The organism is Methylobacterium sp. R2-1, from assembly GCF_014191355.1.
Lineage (GTDB): Bacteria > Pseudomonadota > Alphaproteobacteria > Rhizobiales > Beijerinckiaceae > Methylobacterium.
In genome coordinates this window covers 62,878-80,077 of the sequence record NZ_JACHWM010000008.1, presented here as the reverse complement: position 1 = coordinate 80,077, position 17,200 = coordinate 62,878, and the positions used below count along the sequence as shown (strand labels likewise).

Below are 17,200 nucleotides of genomic sequence, written 5' to 3'. Positions count from 1 at the left end.
CTCTTTTAAGCAAGTCTGTCGGGGATCAGAAGCGCGAGCCGCCGGAGAAGCGGAACGCCTGGAGCTGATCCTTGCCGACCTTGCCCAGAGCCGTCTGGACACCCTCGTCCTTGGACAGCGCGTAGGCATAGTCGAAGCGGATCGGGCCGAGCGGCGAGTTCCACAGGATCGAGGCACCGACCGAGGAGCGGATCGTCGGCTTGTCGCGGACGTTCACGCATTCGGGCTCGACCTTGATCGCGTTGGCGCCGAAGTTCGTGTAGTTGCAGCCCGATCCCGGTGCAAAGCCGTTGATGAAGTTGTCGCCGTTCACGTCGAAGTTGCGGCGGCCATCGTAACCGAACAGCGTACCGGCATCGGCGAAGACCGCGCCCTTCAGGCCGAGATCCTTCGGCAGACCCCAGATCGGGAACTGAACCTCGACCGTAGCGCCGAAGTAGGTGGTGCCGCCGATGGCGTTGGAGCGGGCATCGGCGATGCCGACGTCGCGCGGACCGAGGCCGTTCGGAGCGAAACCGCGCACCAGCGACGGGCCGAGGAAGAACTGGTCGGTGATGCGAAGAGGCTGGTTGTCGAGGGCCGAGATGTGACCGCCCTGGACACGCACGAAGCCGACCACGTCCTCCCACAATTCCTTGTAGTAGCGGGCGTCACCCGTCACGCGGAAGAACTTGGAATCACCGCCGATGCCGGCGATGTCGGGTTTCAGCTCGCCGTAGAAGCCGTTCGAGGGCCGCTGCAGGTTGTCGAGGGTCGAGTAGGCTAGGGTGACGCCCGCGAGCGAGGTCAGGACGTTGCCCTGTTGACCCTTGAGCGCGATCGACGCTTCACCGTCATAAGCGCAGTTCGGATAGGCCGGCAGGCCGCCCACATTACGCCCCAAAGACGGATCGAACGTTCCGGCAGGATTGAGGGCGGTGTAGCCCGGGATCGCCACCGAGCAGTCGTTGTAGGGGCGCTTGATGGTGTTCGGGACCCGCAGCTCGGTGTTGTAGAGCGAGTAGCGGAAGGTGACGCCGAACTCCTCGGTGATCGGCAGGCCGAGGCGGAGCTGACCACCGTAGACCGTCGTCTCGTAACGCGAGTACCGGGTCAGGTCGGAGTACTTGTAGAAGGCGTCGAAGCCGGCGGCGAGGCGGTAGCCGAGGAAGTACGGCTCGGTGAAGGAGAAATCGATGCCGCGGGCGTACTGGCCGCCCTGCACCGCGAGGCGCACGTACTGGCCGCGACCGAGGAAGTTCGACTCGGAGACCGAGACCTCGCCGATGATGCCGTCCTGGGTGGAGTAGCCGCCCGCCACCGAGAACGAACCCGTGGGTTGATCCTCGACGTCGATGTTGACGACCACCCGGTCCGGTGCCGAGCCCGGCTCGTTGGAGAAGCGGACCTTCTTGAAGAAGCCCAGACCGTTCAGCCGGCGCTCGGCCCGATCGACCAGCACGCGGTTGTAGGCGTCGCCCTCCGCCAGGTCGAGCTCGCGGCGAATGACGTAATCGCGGGTGCGGGTGTTGCCGCGGATGTTGATGCGCTCGACGTAGACGCGCGGGCCGTCCTCGACGACGAAGCCGAGAGCCACCTGATGGGTGGCGCGGTCGCGCTGGCCGGTGGGGCGCACCTGGGCGAAGGGGTAGCCCTGGCGGTTGACCTCGTTGGTGACGCCCACGAGCGTCTTCTCGACATCCTCGGCGTTGTAGACGTCGCCGACCTGGGCGCGGATCTGCCCGTCGAGAGCCTCGCGGTCGATGCCGGCGATGCGCGGATCCACGGCCACCGCGCCGACAGTGTATTGCTCGCCCTCCTCGACGGTGACGGTGATGACCCAGCCGGTCTCCTCGCCGCCCTCGACGTAGCGGGCATCGGCATTCACGACGCGGAAGTCGGCGTAGCCGTTCTTGAGGTAGTAGCGGCGCACGACGTCGAGGTCCGCGGAGATCCGGTCGGGATCGTAGACGTCGGACGTCTTGATGAACGACAGGAAGTTCATCTCGGAGGAAGACATCAGACCCTTGAGGGTCGATTCCGAGAAGACGTTGTTGCCGACGAAGTTGATGGCGCGGATACCGGTCTTGTCGCCCTCGTCGATCGTGTAGACGACGTCGGAGCGGCCGGTGGGCAGGTCGACGAGACGGTAGCTCACCTTCGCGGTGCCACGACCCGAGCGCTTGTATACGTCGCGGATTCGCTCCACGTCGGCGGCGATGACCGCCTGGTTTAGGGCGCCGCGATCCTTGGTCTCGACGACGCTCTCGAGGGTCGCCTTTTCGATCTTCTTGTTGCCCTCGAAGAAGACGCGGCCGACGACGTTGTTCTCACGCACGCGCACCACGGTGGTGCCGCCGCGGCCGGAGACCTGCACGTCGGAGAAGAGGCCGGTGGCGAGAAGATTGCGCCGCGCTTCCTCGGGCGAGCCGGAGGCCGAGCCGGTGACGTAGGAGCGGATCGTGTCGGCATCGACACGGCGGTTGCCTTCAACGACGATCTGCTGCGCCTGTGCGGCCGCGCCGCCGAGGATCACGCTGGCGGCGGTGGCGACCAGAACGATGGCACGCTCCGCCGACTTTCGCCGGCGCTTTCCCGTCATCGACATCATGTAATCGCCCGTCTCTTTTTATCTCAGCACGGGTTCGCACCCGCAGGCGGCCGCCCTTAAGGCTCGCCGCCCTCTGGTCCCAGCCACGCTTGTATCGGGATTCCCCCGCGAAGCAAACGCGAGGGCCGTCCGACATACCGGGATTTTGGGGGGTCGTGGCCTTCGCGCCACTTAACGGCGCGACGCCTTTACGATCGTTCTGAGATTAGCGTGAATAGGGCGTAAATATGGTCGCAAGCACGACTTTCCGAAGCGCATCTTCATTGCGGTAAGTCGGCATTCACCACAAACGCGAACGGCCCGGCGCGGTCGCCGGGCCGTCGATTCGGGGAGGGGAGGGGGCCCTGCGTCACGTGCCGCGCTGGCTCAACGAGGCGCCGAGATTGAGGATGTCGTTCCAGGCCGCGAACAGCATCAGCATCAGCACGAAGGCCAGTCCGATGCGGAAGCCGATCTCCTGTGCCCGTTCGCTCAAGGGGCGGCCGCGCACCGCCTCGAAGGCGTAGAACAGCAGGTGGCCGCCGTCGAGGAGCGGGATCGGGAACAGGTTGAGGAGCCCGATCGAGACCGACAGCAGCGCGATCAGCCCAATCAATCCGCCGACGCCGCCGACGCGCGCCACCTCGCCCGAGACCCGGGCGATTCCGATCGGTCCGGAGAGCTGGTCCGCGGATTCACGGCCGGTAACGAGCTTGCCGATGTAGTCGAAGGTGCGCTCCACCACGAAAGCCGTCTCGTGGACGCCCAACTTCAGGGACTCGAAGGGCCCGTAATGCACCAGCTTGGCCGCGCTGGCGTTCGGCCCGTTGATGCCGAGCCGGCCGAAGCGGTGGCGACCGAAGGGCGTGCGCTCCTCGATCATGTCGGGCACGGCGGTCAGCGTCTGGACCTCACCGCCGCGATCCACGGTGACCGCCAGAGAGGAGCCGGCGGCGGCCGAGACGACGCGCTGCATCTCGTTGAAGGTCTGGACCGGCTTGCCGTCGATCGTGCGGATCACGTCGCCGGGCAGGAAGCCCGCCCGTGCCGCGGCACTGTTCGGCTGCACCGCCTCGACACGGGCCGGTGTCTCGTAGCGGCCGCTGAAATAGATCGCGCCCGCGAAGACGGCGATGGCCAGGATGAAGTTGGCGACAGGACCGGCGGCGACGATGGCCGCGCGCTTGGCCACCGGCTGGGTCGGAAAGCTGACCGCCCGCTCGTGCGGACTCATGCGGGCGACCGCCTCCGGATCGGGCACGCTGGCGCCGTTGGCGTCGCCCACGAACTTGACGTAGCCGCCGAGCGGGATCGCCGAAAGTTTCCAGCGGGTACCGCGCCGGTCGGTGAAGCCGACGACCTCCGGGCCGAAGCCGATGGAGAAGGCGGTGACGCCGACCCCGCACCAGCGCCCGACCAGGAAATGGCCCATCTCGTGCACGAACACGACGATCGTCAGCACGATCAGGAACGGGATCACCGCGCCGAAGAAGCCGGCGGCGTTTCCGCCCATGCCGCTCAAGAATTCCATGGCCATCATCCTTCAGGCCGCGACACGCGTAGGAGATCCGCGCACGTCAGGCGCGAATCTGGTCTTGACCGCCCGCCCTGACAGAACGAGCCCCCGGCCGGCAAGTCGCGGATCGTCGCACGCCTTACGTTCGAGCGCGAGATCTAATCACGTCCACGGCACGTGGGGGCCGGCTCTCCGTCCCCGATAAGAGTTCGTAAAGGTTAATTGCGCCTCAGCCCACGGCGCGGGCGGCCGGCACCGCCTCCAGGCTCCAGGCGCGCACTCGTGCGTCGATCGCAAGTGCCTCTTCCACGTCCTCCGGGGCGCGACGGAACTCGGCGGCGAAGTGCTCGACCGCCCGCTCCACCAGTTCGGCGATGCCGTAGAAGGGGATCGCGCCGCCGATGAAGGCGGCGACCGCGATCTCGTTGGCGGCGTTCATCACGGTCGGCGCCGCGCCGCCCTCGCTGAGCGCCGCCCGTGCGACGCGCAGGCAGGGGAAGCGCGCCTCGTCCGCGGGCTCGAAGGTGAGGCTACCGGTGGCGGCCAGATCGAGCGGACGGCCGCGGGCGATTTCCAGCCGGTCGCCGAGCCCGAGGCAGTGGGCGATCGGCACGCGCATGTCGGGCATGGCGAGCCCGGCCGTCACCGCCCCGTCGCGCCACGCGATGAGCCCGTGCACGATCGATTGCGGATGGACGATCACGTCGAGCCGTTCCGCTTCGATCGCGAAGAGGTGGTGGGCCTCGATCAGCTCCAGCCCCTTGTTCATCAGCGAGGCGGAATCGATGTTGATCTTCATGCCCATCGACCAGGTCGGGTGGGCGGCGGCTTCGGTCGGGCTCGCAGCAGCGATGCGCTCGCGGGTCCAGGTGCGGAACGGACCGCCCGAGGCGGTCAGCGTCATCTTGGCGATGTCAGCGACGCGGCCGTCGCCCATGGCCTGGGCAAGCGCGTTGTGCTCTGAATCCACCGGCAGGATGCGGGCGCCGTAGCGCTGAGCGTCGCGCATGAAGGCGTCGCCGGCGCAGACGAGGCTTTCCTTGTTGGCGAGCGCGATGGTGCGGCCGAGCCGGAGCGCGGCGTGGGTGGGTTTCAGGCCCGCCGCCCCGCTCACCGCCGCGACGACGATGTCGGCCTCGCGGGCGACCGCCTCCAGCACGGCGTTCTCGCCGGCCCCGTTCGGAATGCCGGAGCCCGACAACGCCTCGGCCAAAGCCGGGCCGGCGCTCTCATCGGCGAGCGCGGCGAAATCCGGCTTCAGCTCCAGGGCCAGCTTGGCCAGGGCCGCGGCATCCTTGCCGCCGACCAGCGCGCCAATGCGAAAGCGGCCCGCATGCTGGGACAGGAGGTCCGTGGTCGAGCGGCCGATCGAGCCGGTGGCGCCGAGGACGGTGACGGTGAGGCTCACGGGATCAGTTCCGTTCAGGCATTCAGGAGTCGCAGGGCGGCGAGGCACAGGCCGGCGAGGAGCGCGACGGCGAAGAAGCCGTCGAGCCGGTCCATGACGCCGCCATGGCCGGGAATCGAGCGGCCGGAATCCTTGACGCCGTAGCGCCGCTTGAGGGCGGACTCAACGAGGTCGCCCCCCTGCGACAGGATCGAGGCGAGCCCGCTCAGCACCGCAACCAGGGCGGGAGAGAGGCCGGGCAGAGCGTCCCAGCCCTGCGCGCGGGCGACGAGCAGGGTCGCGCTTCCGCCGATCACGCCGGCGGCGAGGCCGCCGAGCGCGCCGGACCACGTCTTCTTCGGGCTGACCCGCGGCATCAGCTTCGGCCCGCCGATCAGGCGGCCGGTGAAGTAGGCGACGCTGTCGGTGGACCAGACCACCGCGAACATCCAGGCTGGCCCGACCACGCCGATCGCGGGATCGATCCGCAACAGCGTCGGCACCAGGGCAACCACCGCACCACCGAGCAGGCCCCAGATCGGCTTGCGCCGGCCCGAACCGTGCCCAAGGGCGAACAGGCCGAGGCTTCCGGCCAGCAGGATGAGGAGCGGCGCCCAGAGGGGTGCGCCGACGAGTACGGCCGTGAGCACGCCGAACAGCGTCGCGCCGGTGAGGCCCAGGAGCGGCAGGAGCGGCTCGGAACGGGTCATGGCGAGCCACTCGGCCGCGCCGACGATGCCGGCGATCAGCCAGACCGCGGCGAAAGCCCAGCCGCCGACCACCAGGCTCCCGAGCACCGCCGCACCGAGCACCAGGGCCGAGGCCACGCGCAGACCGAACTCACGGGTGGCGAAGGGTGCCCGCTGGGCGGGCGCAGGGGGAGCCGCCTCGTCCCGCGCCATCAGCCCGCCCCGGTACCGAGGCCGCCGAAGCGGCGGTCGCGGCGGTGAAACTCGCTGACGGCGGCGAGGAAGGCGTCGTGATCGAAATCCGGCCAGAAGCCCGGCTCGATCACGTACTCGGCATAGGCCGTCTGCCATGTCAGGAAGTTCGAGAGCCGCTGCTCGCCGGAGGTGCGGATGACGAGATCCGGGTCGGGGATGCCGGCGGTGTCGAGCGCCGCCGTGACCGTCGAGAGGTCGATCTCCTCCGGGCGCAGCCGACCGTCCGCAACTGCCGCCGCGATGCGGCGCATCGCGCGTACGATCTCCTGGCGTCCGCCGTAGTTGAAGGCCACGACCAGGGTGAGGCCGGTATTGGCGCGGGTGCGCGTCTCCGCCTCGTCGAGCAGTCCGGCGATGTCCGCCGAGAGATCGGTCCGATCGCCGATCACCCGGACGCGGACATTGTTGGCGTGCAGATCGGCGAGATCACTGCGCACGAACAGCTTGAGCAGGCCCATCAGCTCGGAGATTTCCGAGGGCGGCCGGCGCCAATTCTCGGAGGAGAAGCTGTAGACGGTGAGGTAGTCGATGCCGAGGGTGATGGCGGAGCGCACGGCCCGGCGGACGGCCTCGACGCCGCGGCGGTGCCCCTCGAAGCGGGGCAGACCCCGGTTCGCGGCCCAGCGGCCGTTGCCGTCCATGATGATGGCGACGTGCCGCGGCGCAGGCTGCGCCGCTCCCTCGGGCGCGGCGCCCGCCGCGTCTCCGATCTGCCGCGCGCCTTCCGAGCGAACCAACGCAGCCTCCCCGTCCTGGCGCACCCTTTGCCGCCTCCTTGGCTGCCCCCTTGCCACCGCGGTCCGGCGCGGCTCCGACACCTGTCCTGTTCGATACAGGCCGGAGGCGTCAGACCTGCATGATTTCCTTCTCCTTGCTCGCCAGCACGCTGTCGATCTCGGCGATCGCGTCGTCGGTGGCCTTCTGCACGTCGCCGGCCTGACGCTTCTCGTCGTCCTGGCTGATGGCGCCGTCCTTCTCGAGCCGCTTGAGGATGTCGAGCCCGTCGCGGCGGACATGGCGCACGGCGATGCGGGCCTCCTCGGTGTACTTGTGGGCGACCTTGACCATCTCCTTGCGGCGCTGCTCGTTCATCTCGGGGATGCGCAGGCGGATCGTCTGGCCCTCCGTCATCGGGTTGAGGCCGAGATCGGATTCGCGGATCGCCTTCTCGACATTCGTGACCATCGAGCGGTCCCAGACCGAGATCGAGAGCAGGCGCGGCTCCGGCACACTCACGGTGGCGACCTGTGCCATCGGCATCGATGCGCCATAGGCCTCGACCTGGATCGGATCGAGCAGGCTCGGTGTCGCGCGGCCCGTGCGCAGCGATCCCAAATCCTTGCTCAGAGAACTGACGGCGCCCTGCATGCGGCGCTTAATGTCGCCGAGGTCGAATTCCGGTGTGGCCATAGGTTCAACGTCCCGATGCGTTCGGGTGGCAGATCGGCGCGCTCGGGATACCCCCGGAACGCGGTGCCGCTACATGAACGAAAAACCGGGTGGCCGCAAATGCCGTTGGCCCGAGGCCGGCCTCAAGCGTCGTCGGTCCCCCACGGCACCGGCGCAGTTCGGCAAGCCTGACGTTGGCCGCCCGGATTACCGCGCGTCATCGCGGTTTCAGCCCCGCTTCAGAGGGCCTCGCCCCGCAGCAGGCGCGGGCTCTCGCCTCGCAGGGCCGAGGCTTGACCGATGAAGAAGCGCTTCAGTCCCGGCATCCGGTCGACGAGGCCCAGTCCGAGATCGCGGGTGAGGCGCAGGGCCAAGCTGTCGTTGGAGAACAGGCGGTTGAGTCCGTCGGTCGCGGCCGCCATCGCCACGCTGTCGAAGCGGCGGGCCTGCTCGTACTCGCGAAGCACCGCATCGGCGCCGGGATCGAGCCCGAGCCGCAGGGCGCCAGTCACCGCCTCGGCGAGCGACGCCGCCCCGGCGAGCCCGAGATTGAGCCCCTGGCCCGCCAGCGGGTGGATGACGTGGGCGGCGTCCCCGAGGAGCGCGAGGCGCGGCGCCCGGAAGCTGCGGGCGATGCCCAGATGCAGCGGGTGGGCGCTCGGCCCGTGCTCCAGGGCGATGCGGCCGAGTTCGGGTCCGAACCGGCGCTCGATCTCGGCCAAGGTTTCGGCGGCGTCCCCACCGAGCAGGGCCGGCACGTCGGCGCTGCGCTCGGTCCAGACGATGGAGGAGCGGTGGCCGAGGGCGCCCCCCGCCTTCAGCGGTAGAATCGCGAAGGGGCCGCTCGGCAGGAAGTGCTCGAAGGCGCGGCCCTCGTGGTCGCGGGCGTGCCCGATCGTCGCAACGATGCCCGATTGCGGGTAGGACCAGCCGACCCAGCCGATGCTGGCGGCCTCGCGCAGGGCCGAGCGGGCGCCATCGGCGGCGACAACCAGCGCAACCTCCTCCGTACTGCCGTCGCTCAAGGTCACGCGGGTCGCGCGCGGACCCGGCACGGCGGCGCGGACACCCGCGGTGACGAGCCGGACGCCTGCCTCCCGCGCAGCGTCGAGCAGCACGCCGACCATCGGTTCGGCCTCGACCATGTGCGCGAAGGGCTCGCCCGCCTCCCCTGCGTCGTGGCGTGCCTCCTGCCGCGCCTCGGTTCCGTCGCCGAAGGTGAGGAAGACCGGCCGCACCGGATCGCCGACGCGGCTGTCGCTGATGACGAGCCGGCGCATCGGTTCCGCTGCCGGTTCGATCCGGGGCCATAACCCGAGCCTCTCGAACATTCGCCGCGGTCCCGCCGCCACGGCGTAGGCGCGCCCGCGGTGGCGCGCGGCGCCCGCCTCCAGGCCGGGATCGCAGACCACGACCTCGAGGGCAGGGCCGTGTGTCCGCTTCAGGGCGACCGCCAGGGTGAGGCTGGCGATGCCCGCCCCGGCGACGAGCAGGCGGCGGCTTCCGGGACGGCTGCCGAGATGGGCTCCGGGATGGCGATCCGTTGTGCTCATCGGCGTTCCTCTTCCTCGGTTCCGGTGCCGCCTCCGATGAGGCGTTCCCGGCCGCTCCACATAGACCCTGCGCCGCCCGCGCGCGATCCCGTGCAGGCGTTCCGGAACATGTCTCAGGGATCTGTCTCGAAGCGCGCCCGCCCCGCATGGCATAGCCGGGCCAAGCCGCTATGTGCGTCGGGCGCGTTCCGAGCCGGGGCCGTCCGTCCCTCGTCGTCACCCGTCGTCCCAGATCCGCGAAAGCCGCCATGTCCGAAACCCTCAGGCCTGATCCCGTCGACGCGCTTCTGGCGATCCTCGACCTGGAGCGCCTGGAGACCGACCTGTTCCGTGGCGTCAGCCCGCGGATCGGTTGGCCGCGGGTGTTCGGCGGACAGGTCGTCGCCCAGGCTCTGGTCGCGGCCTCCCGTACGGTCGAGGCGTCCCGCCCGCCCCACTCGCTGCACGCCTACTTCCTCCTCGGCGGCGACCCCGCGGTGCCGATCATCTACGAGGTGGAGCGCATCCGCGACGGGGGCAGCTTCACCACCCGTCGGGTCAAGGCGATCCAGAAGGGGCAAGCGATCTTCGCCATGTCGGTCTCGTTCCACGTCACGGAGGAGGGCGTCGATCACGCCGCGGAGTTGCCCGACGTGCCGGGCCCGGACGATCTGACCGATGCGCGGATCCTCGCCCGCGAGGGAGGCAGCATCGTGCCCGAGCCGATGCTCGCCTACTTCACCCAAGCCTGGCCGATCGAACTGCGGCCGGTCGAGGCCGAGCGCTATCGCGACCGCGCGCCGAGACCCGCCCGCTACCACGTCTGGATGCGGGCGACGAAGCCCCTGCCGGACGATCCCTCGGTGCATCGGGCGGTGCTTGCCTACGCCTCGGACATGACGCTGCTCGACGCGACGCTGATCCCCCACGGCCGCACCGTGTTCGATCCGGAGGTCCAATCGGCGAGCCTCGACCATGCCCTCTGGTTCCACCGGCCGTTCCGGGCTGATTCCTGGCTGCTCTACGCGCAGGACAGCCCGAGCGCCTCGGGTGCCCTGGGCTTTGCCCGCGGCACGTTCCACGACGAGGAGGGGCGCCTCATCGCATCCGTCGCCCAAGAGGGTCTGATCCGTCAGCGCCGCCCCTGACACGGGCAGCAAGAGCAGGTTCTGCCGATGAAGTAGGCTGATTGCCTAAGGTTGGAGCAGTTTTCGCGCCGGAGCTGCTCGACACGGCGTCAGCCCGCGCTCACGTTCTGGGCAGAAGAGCGACATCGAAAATGGTTCCGCTTGGCACGGTCCTTGAATGAAGGCGCGCGGTCGCAGGGTCATCCCGATCCCTGCAGAACCGCTGGGTCTCGGCCGGTGCGCGGCCGGCGGTGAGAAGGCAGAACAAAGGGGGCGCCGCCCATGAAAATCGTGATGGCGATCATCAAGCCGTTCAAGTTGGAGGAGGTCCGCGACGCCCTGACCGGGATCGGCGTCCACGGCCTGACCGTGACTGAGGTCAAGGGCTATGGCCGGCAGAAGGGCCATACCGAGATCTATCGCGGTGCCGAATATGCCGTGAGCTTCCTTCCGAAGCTCAAGATCGAGGTTGCGGTCGCGGCCGATCTCGTGACGAACGTGATCGACACGATCGCCGGCGCCGCGCGCACCGGACAGATCGGTGACGGCAAGATCTTCGTGATGCCGCTGGAAAAGGCGGTCCGCATCCGCACCGGCGAGACCGACGCCGACGCGCTCTAAGAGCCCGTCCCGCATCGATTTTCCCTCCGATTTCCCGGCGGCTCATCGCCCGTTCCGGCGGAACGCGTCCGGCCGCGCCGCCTCCTCCACCCTCCTCAATGCGTGACGCACTGCGATCAGGAGCTTCCTGTCCATGAAACCTCGTAACCTTCTCGCGCTCGGGCTGGGAGGAGCCGCCCTCGGCCTCCTCCTCGTCGAGCCGTCGCTCGCGCAGGCGCCGGCGGTCGAGCCCGCCGTAACCGCCGCCGCCCCGGTGCCCAACAAGGGCGACACCGCGTGGATGCTGGTCTCGGCGGTCCTCGTCCTGCTGATGACGGTGCCCGGCCTCGCCCTGTTCTACGGCGGCCTCGTGCGCACCAAAAACATGCTCTCCGTGCTGACCCAGGTCTTCGCGATCGCCTCGATCGTCTGCCTCCTGTGGGTCGCCTACGGCTACAGCCTCGCCTTCACCAACGGCGGCGGCCTCAACGACTTCGTCGGCGGCTTCTCGAAGGCCTTCCTCAAGGGCGTCGATCCCAACTCCGTCGCGGCCACCTTCTCCAATGGCGTCGTGATCCCCGAATACGTGTACATCTGCTTCCAGATGACGTTCGCGATGATCACTCCCGGCCTCATCGTCGGCGCCTTCGCCGAGCGGATGAAGTTCTCGGCGTTGGTCGTGTTCACGATCCTCTGGGTCACGCTGATCTACTTCCCGATGGCCCACATGGTCTGGTACTGGGGCGGTCCGGACGTCTTCGCCGACGCGGCCCGCAAGCTCGCCGCCGCCGGTGGCGAGGCCAACGCCGCGGCCAAGGCCGAGTACGATGCGGTGCTGGGTGATGCCGGCATGCTGTTCAAGTGGGGCGCCCTCGACTTCGCCGGCGGCACCGTCGTGCACATCAACGCGGGCATCGCCGGCCTCGTCGGCTGCCTGATGCTCGGCAAGCGTATCGGTTACGGCCGCGACCTGCTCGCCCCTCACTCGCTGACCATGACCACGATCGGCGCCTCGCTCCTGTGGGTCGGCTGGTTCGGCTTCAACGCCGGCTCAAACCTCGAAGCGAACGGCACCACGGGTCTGGCGATGATCAACACCTTCGTCGCCACCGCCGCCGCGGCCGTGTCCTGGCTGTTCGTGGAATGGGCCGCCAAGGGTAAGCCGTCGCTGCTCGGCATGCTCTCGGGCGCCATCGCCGGCCTCGTCGCCGTTACCCCGGCCGCGGGCTTTGCCGGCCCGATGGGCTCGATCGTGCTGGGTCTCGCCGCGGGCGCCGTCTGCTTCGTGATGTGCTCCACCGTGAAAAACGCGCTCGGCTACGACGATTCCCTCGACGTGTTCGGCGTGCACTGCATCGGCGGCATCATCGGCGCTCTCGCCACGGGCATCCTGGTCTCGCCCGACCTCGGCGGCGCCGGTATCCCCGACTACACCACCAAGCCCGGCGAACTCACCCTCGGCGCCTACGACATGGTCGCCCAGCTCATCATCCAGGCGAAGGCGGTCGGCTTCACCATCCTCTGGTCGGGCATCGGCTCGGCGATCCTCTACAAGCTCGTCGACCTGACGATCGGCCTGCGCGTCACGCAGGAAGAGGAGCGCGAGGGCCTCGACATCGCCGATCACGGCGAGCGCGCCTACAACTACTGAGGGGCGGCCCGCCGTCCCGGCGGGCACCCGGACAACCGGCCTCGGCGCATCGCGCCGGGGCCTTTTCTATGGGCTGATCGTGTGAGTCGTGCTCGGCAACTTCCGCGTCCGACTGCTCAATTCGTAAAGCAATCGTGAAGAAGGCGGCAGCTTTTCGAGGGAAAGTTAACGCGTGAGAAGCCCAAAAATGTTGCCTCTGTGCAACACTTTCTGCCCTCAGGTTGATGTGGCTCAAAATTGGCTAAAAATTAGGCACTTGCGTAAAACTTCATTTTGCGGGGCGACGTCCGGTTCGGCACCTTGGCCGTATCGAATTTGGGGCTGACCGCAATGACAATCAAAACAAAGCTTCTGGCCGCGGGCGCGGCGCTGACCACGCTGAGCGCCACCGCGTTGCCGGTTCTCGCCGCCGACATGCCCGCCGCTGCACCGGCGCCTGTCGTCGTCGAGGAGCATTGCAAGGCCGCAATCTCGACCCCGACCTTCGGCGGCCTCATCAAGGCGAATCCGAATCCGGCCTGCTTCGTCACGGGACTGGGCGACATCTATGTCGGCGGCGCAATCACCGGCTTCGCCTACTCCCAGACCAACGCCTTCGGCATCCTCTCGCCGAGCGTTGAGCAGGATCGCTACGGCCGAGTCGATTTCACGAACCTCCAGGGCTGGATCCAGAAGGCGGACGGCCCGCTGCAGTTCTACGTGCATGCCGGCCTCTACTCGATCCCGGCGCTTGGCCTGCCGCTCTACTCCTCGTTCGAGCAGACCCAGTCGCTATTCGGCCCGGTGCCGGTCGCCTTCGGCAAGTGGCAGATCAACGACGAATGGTCGATCCAGGCCGGCCGGATGTTCACCAACATCGGCTCCGAGTTGCTGTTCTCCTACCAGAACCTGAACATCTCCCGCGGTCTGGTGTTCAACCAGGAGAACTTCATCAACCAGGGCGTTCAGGTGAACTACGCGAGCGGTCCGTTCGCGGCGGCGGTCTCGGTGAACGACGGCTTCTACTCGGGCGAGCTGAACTGGGTGACGGGCTTCGCCACCTACAAGCTGGACGATTCGAACACGGTCGGCATCAACGGCGGCACGCATTTCAGCGACTTCGATGCCTCGACCCGCAGCCCGCGCTTCCAGTTCGCGACGATCAACTCGCTGCAGAACAGCAGCATCATCAGCGTGAACTACACCTACGCCAACGGCCCGTGGATCATCTCGCCGTACTTCCAGTACACCACGGTCGATCGCAAGGATAACTACTTCAGCCCGATCATCGGCGGCGAGACCTGGGGCGGTGCGCTGCTCGCCGGCTACGCCTTCAACGAGAACTTCGGACTAGCCGGCCGTGTCGAGTACATCACGCAGTCGGGCACGCGGGGCGACACCCTGAGCGCGACCAGCCTCCTGTACGGCCCGGGCAGCTCGGCCTTCTCGTTCACGATCACGCCGACCTTCACCTGGGACCGCTACTTCGTCCGCGGCGAGTTCGCGACGGTGCAGGCCTACGACGTCACCCCCGGCTTCGGCTTCGGCCGCGACGGCACCAAGCGGTCGCAGGAGCGCTACCTCGTGGAGACCGGCTTCACGTTCTGAGGGCCGGGCCGGTCCGCCGGCGGAAAACGGACGTGATTTGGGAAGCCTCGGAGGAATCCGGGGCTTCCTGCATTTGGGAGCGGGACCAAAGGATTTCCCGACGAATTCCATCGCTGCCGCCGCAGCGATCCAAGCGCGATTCGAACGCGACCGAGCCACGGCCGCTTTGTGGGACACACTTAGCCCGCCGTTAACCGCCCCGCATTAGCCTTACCGGATCGTTGACACCGGACCGGTTTGCGCATGCGTTCCTTCCGCCGTTCCGCGTCGCCCTACGAGACCTTCGTCGACAGCCTGAGGCCCTTCCTGGCCAAGCGGCTGACGGAGTGCGGCGGCCTGATCCTCTTCACCGGCGCGGTCGCCTTGACCGTCGCCCTGGCGACGTGGTCGATCGACGACCCGAGCCTCAACCACGCCACCGACCAGCGGGCGCATAACGTGCTCGGGCGCCCCGGTGCCGTCGTGGCCGACCTTGCCATGCAGCTTCTCGGTCTCGGCTCGATCATGCTCGCGCTGCCTCCCGTGCTGTGGGGCATGCGGCTGATGCGCGAGCGCGACCTGCCGCACGGGGGCGTGCGTCTTGCCCTGTGGATCGTCGGCGTGCTCTGCGCGAGCGCGGTCGCGAGTGCCGTGCCGCCCACGGCCCGCTGGCCGCTGCCCACCGGAATGGGCGGTGTGGCGGGCGACGCGCTGCTTGCCGGCACGCGGATGCTGGTCGGGCCGCTGGCGAGCTTCGCCGGCTTCCTGTTCGCTGCGGTCGCCATCCTCAGCCTCACGGCGGCCTGCCGCGTGACCAAGCCGGACTTCGAGGAGGACGAGGAGGTGTCCTACGGCGCTCCGCGCTCGGCTCCGCGCGCCGTCCGTGCCTCGGGCCACGAGGAGCGCCATGATGCGGACGAGCCGAGCCTCGGCATCCTGTCGCTGGGTGCGCTTGCGCAGGCTGTCATGCGGGGCCGGGCTTCGCTCCGGACCAAGCTCGAATCCTGGCAGGCTCCGGCCGACGAGGGGGAGGGGCTCGCTTATGCCGGCGCCTCGCCAGCGCTCGCCGCGCGCCGCGCCTTCGCCGACGCTGAGGACGCGCCCTGGGCGCCGCAGGCTCGCGAGCGCACCGTCTCGGGCCGCCGCGAACCGCAATTCGAACCGGAGGACGATGAGGCGGACGACGCGCCCATCCGTACCAACCCGCCGCGGCCCGCACCGATCACCGGCGAAGCGGACGAAGCCGCTGTCGAGCCGTCCACCCGCGTCTCGCGCCCGCTGCCGCAGCCACCGGCGGCACGTCCGCGCCCGGTCGAGCCCCGCCCAGAGGCCGGCGAGTACCGGCTGCCTGCCCTGGAGCTTCTCGCCCGCCCACGCGAGGCGGCGCCCGGCTCCGAGGTCTCGGCGGAGGCGCTGGAGCAGAATGCCACCATGCTGGAGGCAACGCTGCAGGATTTCGGCGTGCGCGGTGACATCCTCGCCGTGCGCCCCGGTCCCGTCGTCACCCTCTACGAGCTGGAGCCGGCGCCCGGCACCAAGTCCAGCCGCGTCATCGCGCTCGCCGACGACATCGCCCGCTCGATGTCCGCCGTCTCCGCCCGCGTCGCCGTCGTCCCCGGCCGCAATGCCATCGGCATCGAGCTGCCGAACGCCAAGCGCGAGACGGTCTTCCTGCGCGAGTTGCTGGCCTCGGTCGACTTCGTCGAGACCAAGCACAAGCTCGCCTTGTGCCTCGGCAAGAACATCGGCGGCGAGCCGATCATCGCCGACCTCGCCCGCATGCCGCACCTGCTGGTCGCCGGCACCACGGGCTCGGGCAAGTCGGTAGCCATCAACACCATGATCCTGTCGCTGCTCTACCGGCTCAAGCCGGAGGAGTGCCGCCTGATCATGGTCGATCCCAAGATGCTGGAGCTGTCGGTCTACGACGGCATCCCGCACCTGCTCTCCCCCGTCGTCACCGACCCGAAGAAGGCGGTCATCGCCCTCAAATGGGCCGTGCGCGAGATGGAGGAGCGCTACAAGAAGATGTCCAAAGTCGGTGTCCGGAACATCGACGGCTTCAATGCACGCCTCGAAGAGGCCCGTGCCCGCGGTGAGACCCTGACTCGCACGGTCCAGACCGGCTTCGACCGCACCACCGGTGAGGCGGTCTATGAAGACGAGGTCATGGACCTCAACCCGCTACCCTACATCGTGATCGTGGTCGACGAGATGGCCGATCTGATGATGGTGGCGGGCAAGGACATCGAGGGGGCGATCCAGCGGCTGGCGCAGATGGCGCGCGCGGCGGGCATCCACCTGATCATGGCGACGCAGCGTCCGAGCGTGGACGTCATCACCGGCACGATCAAGGCGAACTTCCCGACCCGGATCTCCTTCCAGGTGACGAGCAAGATCGATAGCCGCACCATCCTGGGCGAGATGGGCGCGGAGCAGTTGCTGGGTCAGGGCGACATGCTGTTCATGGCCGGCGGCGGGCGCACGACGCGCGTGCACGGGCCGTTCTGCTCGGACTCCGAGGTCGAGAGTGTGGTGGCGCATCTCAAGCGCCAGGGTCGGCCGTCCTACCTCGAGGCGGTGACGGCGGAGGAGGGCGAGATCCCGGCCGGCGCCGCCGCATCCGAGGACGGCCCTGTCTTCGACGCCGGCCAGTTCGGTGGCGGGGAGGGCGGCGACCTCTACGAGCAGGCGGTCGCGGTCGTGCTGCGGGACAAGAAGGCCTCCACCTCCTACATCCAGCGCCGCCTGCAGATCGGCTACAACCGCGCCGCCTCGCTGATGGAGCGGATGGAGACCGAAGGTCTCGTCGGGCCGGCCAACCACGCCGGCAAACGCGAGATCCTGGTGGAGGCCGAAGCGCAGGATTACTGATCCGCCGCCTCACCGATCAAACCGAACATCGCTCCGGCGCGCCGC

At 68.5% G+C, this 17,200-nt stretch carries 12 protein-coding genes; 5 read left to right on the top strand and 7 right to left on the bottom strand.

Features of this window, described 5'->3' with window-relative positions:
• Positions 1-25: 25 nt before the first annotated feature.
• From bamA to FHU13_RS12865, 7 genes are all read right to left on the bottom strand, one after another.
• Positions 26-2,590, bottom strand: a complete 2,565-nt coding sequence (bamA, locus tag FHU13_RS12895) for an outer membrane protein assembly factor BamA (protein WP_183436277.1) — start codon at positions 2,588-2,590, stop codon at positions 26-28.
• A 349-nt stretch (positions 2,591-2,939) separates the two neighbouring features.
• Entirely contained in the window at positions 2,940-4,100 is a 1,161-nt protein-coding gene (gene rseP / locus FHU13_RS12890; RefSeq protein ID WP_183436276.1) for an RIP metalloprotease RseP, read from the bottom strand.
• Positions 4,101-4,314: 214 nt separating this feature from the next.
• Positions 4,315-5,493, bottom strand: coding sequence for a 1-deoxy-D-xylulose-5-phosphate reductoisomerase (gene dxr, locus FHU13_RS12885; RefSeq protein ID WP_183436275.1), 1,179 nt, complete (start codon positions 5,491-5,493; stop codon positions 4,315-4,317).
• Between the two features lie 14 nt (positions 5,494-5,507).
• Complete coding sequence (locus tag FHU13_RS12880; RefSeq protein WP_183436274.1) at positions 5,508-6,374, bottom strand: phosphatidate cytidylyltransferase; 867 nt, start codon at positions 6,372-6,374, stop codon at positions 5,508-5,510.
• Entirely contained in the window at positions 6,374-7,153 is a 780-nt protein-coding gene (locus tag FHU13_RS12875) for an isoprenyl transferase (RefSeq protein WP_183436419.1), read from the bottom strand. The genes FHU13_RS12880 and FHU13_RS12875 overlap by 1 nt, the downstream gene beginning before the upstream one ends.
• A gap of 109 nt (positions 7,154-7,262) precedes the next feature.
• A complete protein-coding gene (frr, locus tag FHU13_RS12870; protein ID WP_183436273.1) occupies positions 7,263-7,826 on the bottom strand; it encodes a ribosome recycling factor in 564 nt (187 codons plus the stop codon).
• A gap of 218 nt (positions 7,827-8,044) precedes the next feature.
• Complete coding sequence (locus tag FHU13_RS12865) at positions 8,045-9,358, bottom strand: FAD-dependent monooxygenase (protein WP_183436272.1); 1,314 nt, start codon at positions 9,356-9,358, stop codon at positions 8,045-8,047.
• Positions 9,359-9,606: 248 nt separating this feature from the next.
• Here FHU13_RS12865 and FHU13_RS12860 point away from each other — a divergent pair, with 248 nt between their 5' ends.
• From FHU13_RS12860 to FHU13_RS12840, 5 genes are all read left to right on the top strand, one after another.
• Positions 9,607-10,485 (top strand): acyl-CoA thioesterase, encoded by an 879-nt coding sequence (locus tag FHU13_RS12860; protein WP_183436271.1) that lies wholly within the window; start codon positions 9,607-9,609, stop codon positions 10,483-10,485.
• A 261-nt stretch (positions 10,486-10,746) separates the two neighbouring features.
• Entirely contained in the window at positions 10,747-11,085 is a 339-nt protein-coding gene (locus FHU13_RS12855; RefSeq protein WP_026105669.1) for a P-II family nitrogen regulator, read from the top strand.
• Positions 11,086-11,218: 133 nt separating this feature from the next.
• On the top strand, positions 11,219-12,715 hold the full coding sequence (locus FHU13_RS12850; protein ID WP_183436270.1) for an ammonium transporter: 1,497 nt from the start codon (positions 11,219-11,221) through the stop codon (positions 12,713-12,715).
• A gap of 330 nt (positions 12,716-13,045) precedes the next feature.
• Positions 13,046-14,302, top strand: a complete 1,257-nt coding sequence (locus FHU13_RS12845; RefSeq protein ID WP_183436269.1) for an outer membrane beta-barrel protein — start codon at positions 13,046-13,048, stop codon at positions 14,300-14,302.
• A gap of 243 nt (positions 14,303-14,545) precedes the next feature.
• A complete protein-coding gene (locus tag FHU13_RS12840; protein WP_183436268.1) occupies positions 14,546-17,155 on the top strand; it encodes a DNA translocase FtsK in 2,610 nt (869 codons plus the stop codon).
• The last annotated feature ends 45 nt before the right edge of the window (positions 17,156-17,200 follow it).

Bases quoted from the DNA above. Each gene is read 5' to 3' on its own strand.
- bamA (WP_183436277.1), bottom strand. From the start codon at position 2,590: ATGATGTCGATGACGGGAAAGCGCCGGCGAAAGTCGGCGGAGCGTGCC.
- rseP (WP_183436276.1), bottom strand. From the start codon at position 4,100: ATGGAATTCTTGAGCGGCATGGGCGGAAACGCCGCCGGCTTCTTCGGC.
- FHU13_RS12880 (WP_183436274.1), bottom strand. From the start codon at position 6,374: ATGGCGCGGGACGAGGCGGCTCCCCCTGCGCCCGCCCAGCGGGCACCC.
- frr (WP_183436273.1), bottom strand. From the start codon at position 7,826: ATGGCCACACCGGAATTCGACCTCGGCGACATTAAGCGCCGCATGCAG.
- FHU13_RS12865 (WP_183436272.1), bottom strand. From the start codon at position 9,358: ATGAGCACAACGGATCGCCATCCCGGAGCCCATCTCGGCAGCCGTCCC.
- FHU13_RS12860 (WP_183436271.1), top strand. From the start codon at position 9,607: ATGTCCGAAACCCTCAGGCCTGATCCCGTCGACGCGCTTCTGGCGATC.
- FHU13_RS12855 (WP_026105669.1), top strand. From the start codon at position 10,747: ATGAAAATCGTGATGGCGATCATCAAGCCGTTCAAGTTGGAGGAGGTC.
- FHU13_RS12850 (WP_183436270.1), top strand. From the start codon at position 11,219: ATGAAACCTCGTAACCTTCTCGCGCTCGGGCTGGGAGGAGCCGCCCTC.
- FHU13_RS12845 (WP_183436269.1), top strand. From the start codon at position 13,046: ATGACAATCAAAACAAAGCTTCTGGCCGCGGGCGCGGCGCTGACCACG.
- FHU13_RS12840 (WP_183436268.1), top strand. From the start codon at position 14,546: ATGCGTTCCTTCCGCCGTTCCGCGTCGCCCTACGAGACCTTCGTCGAC.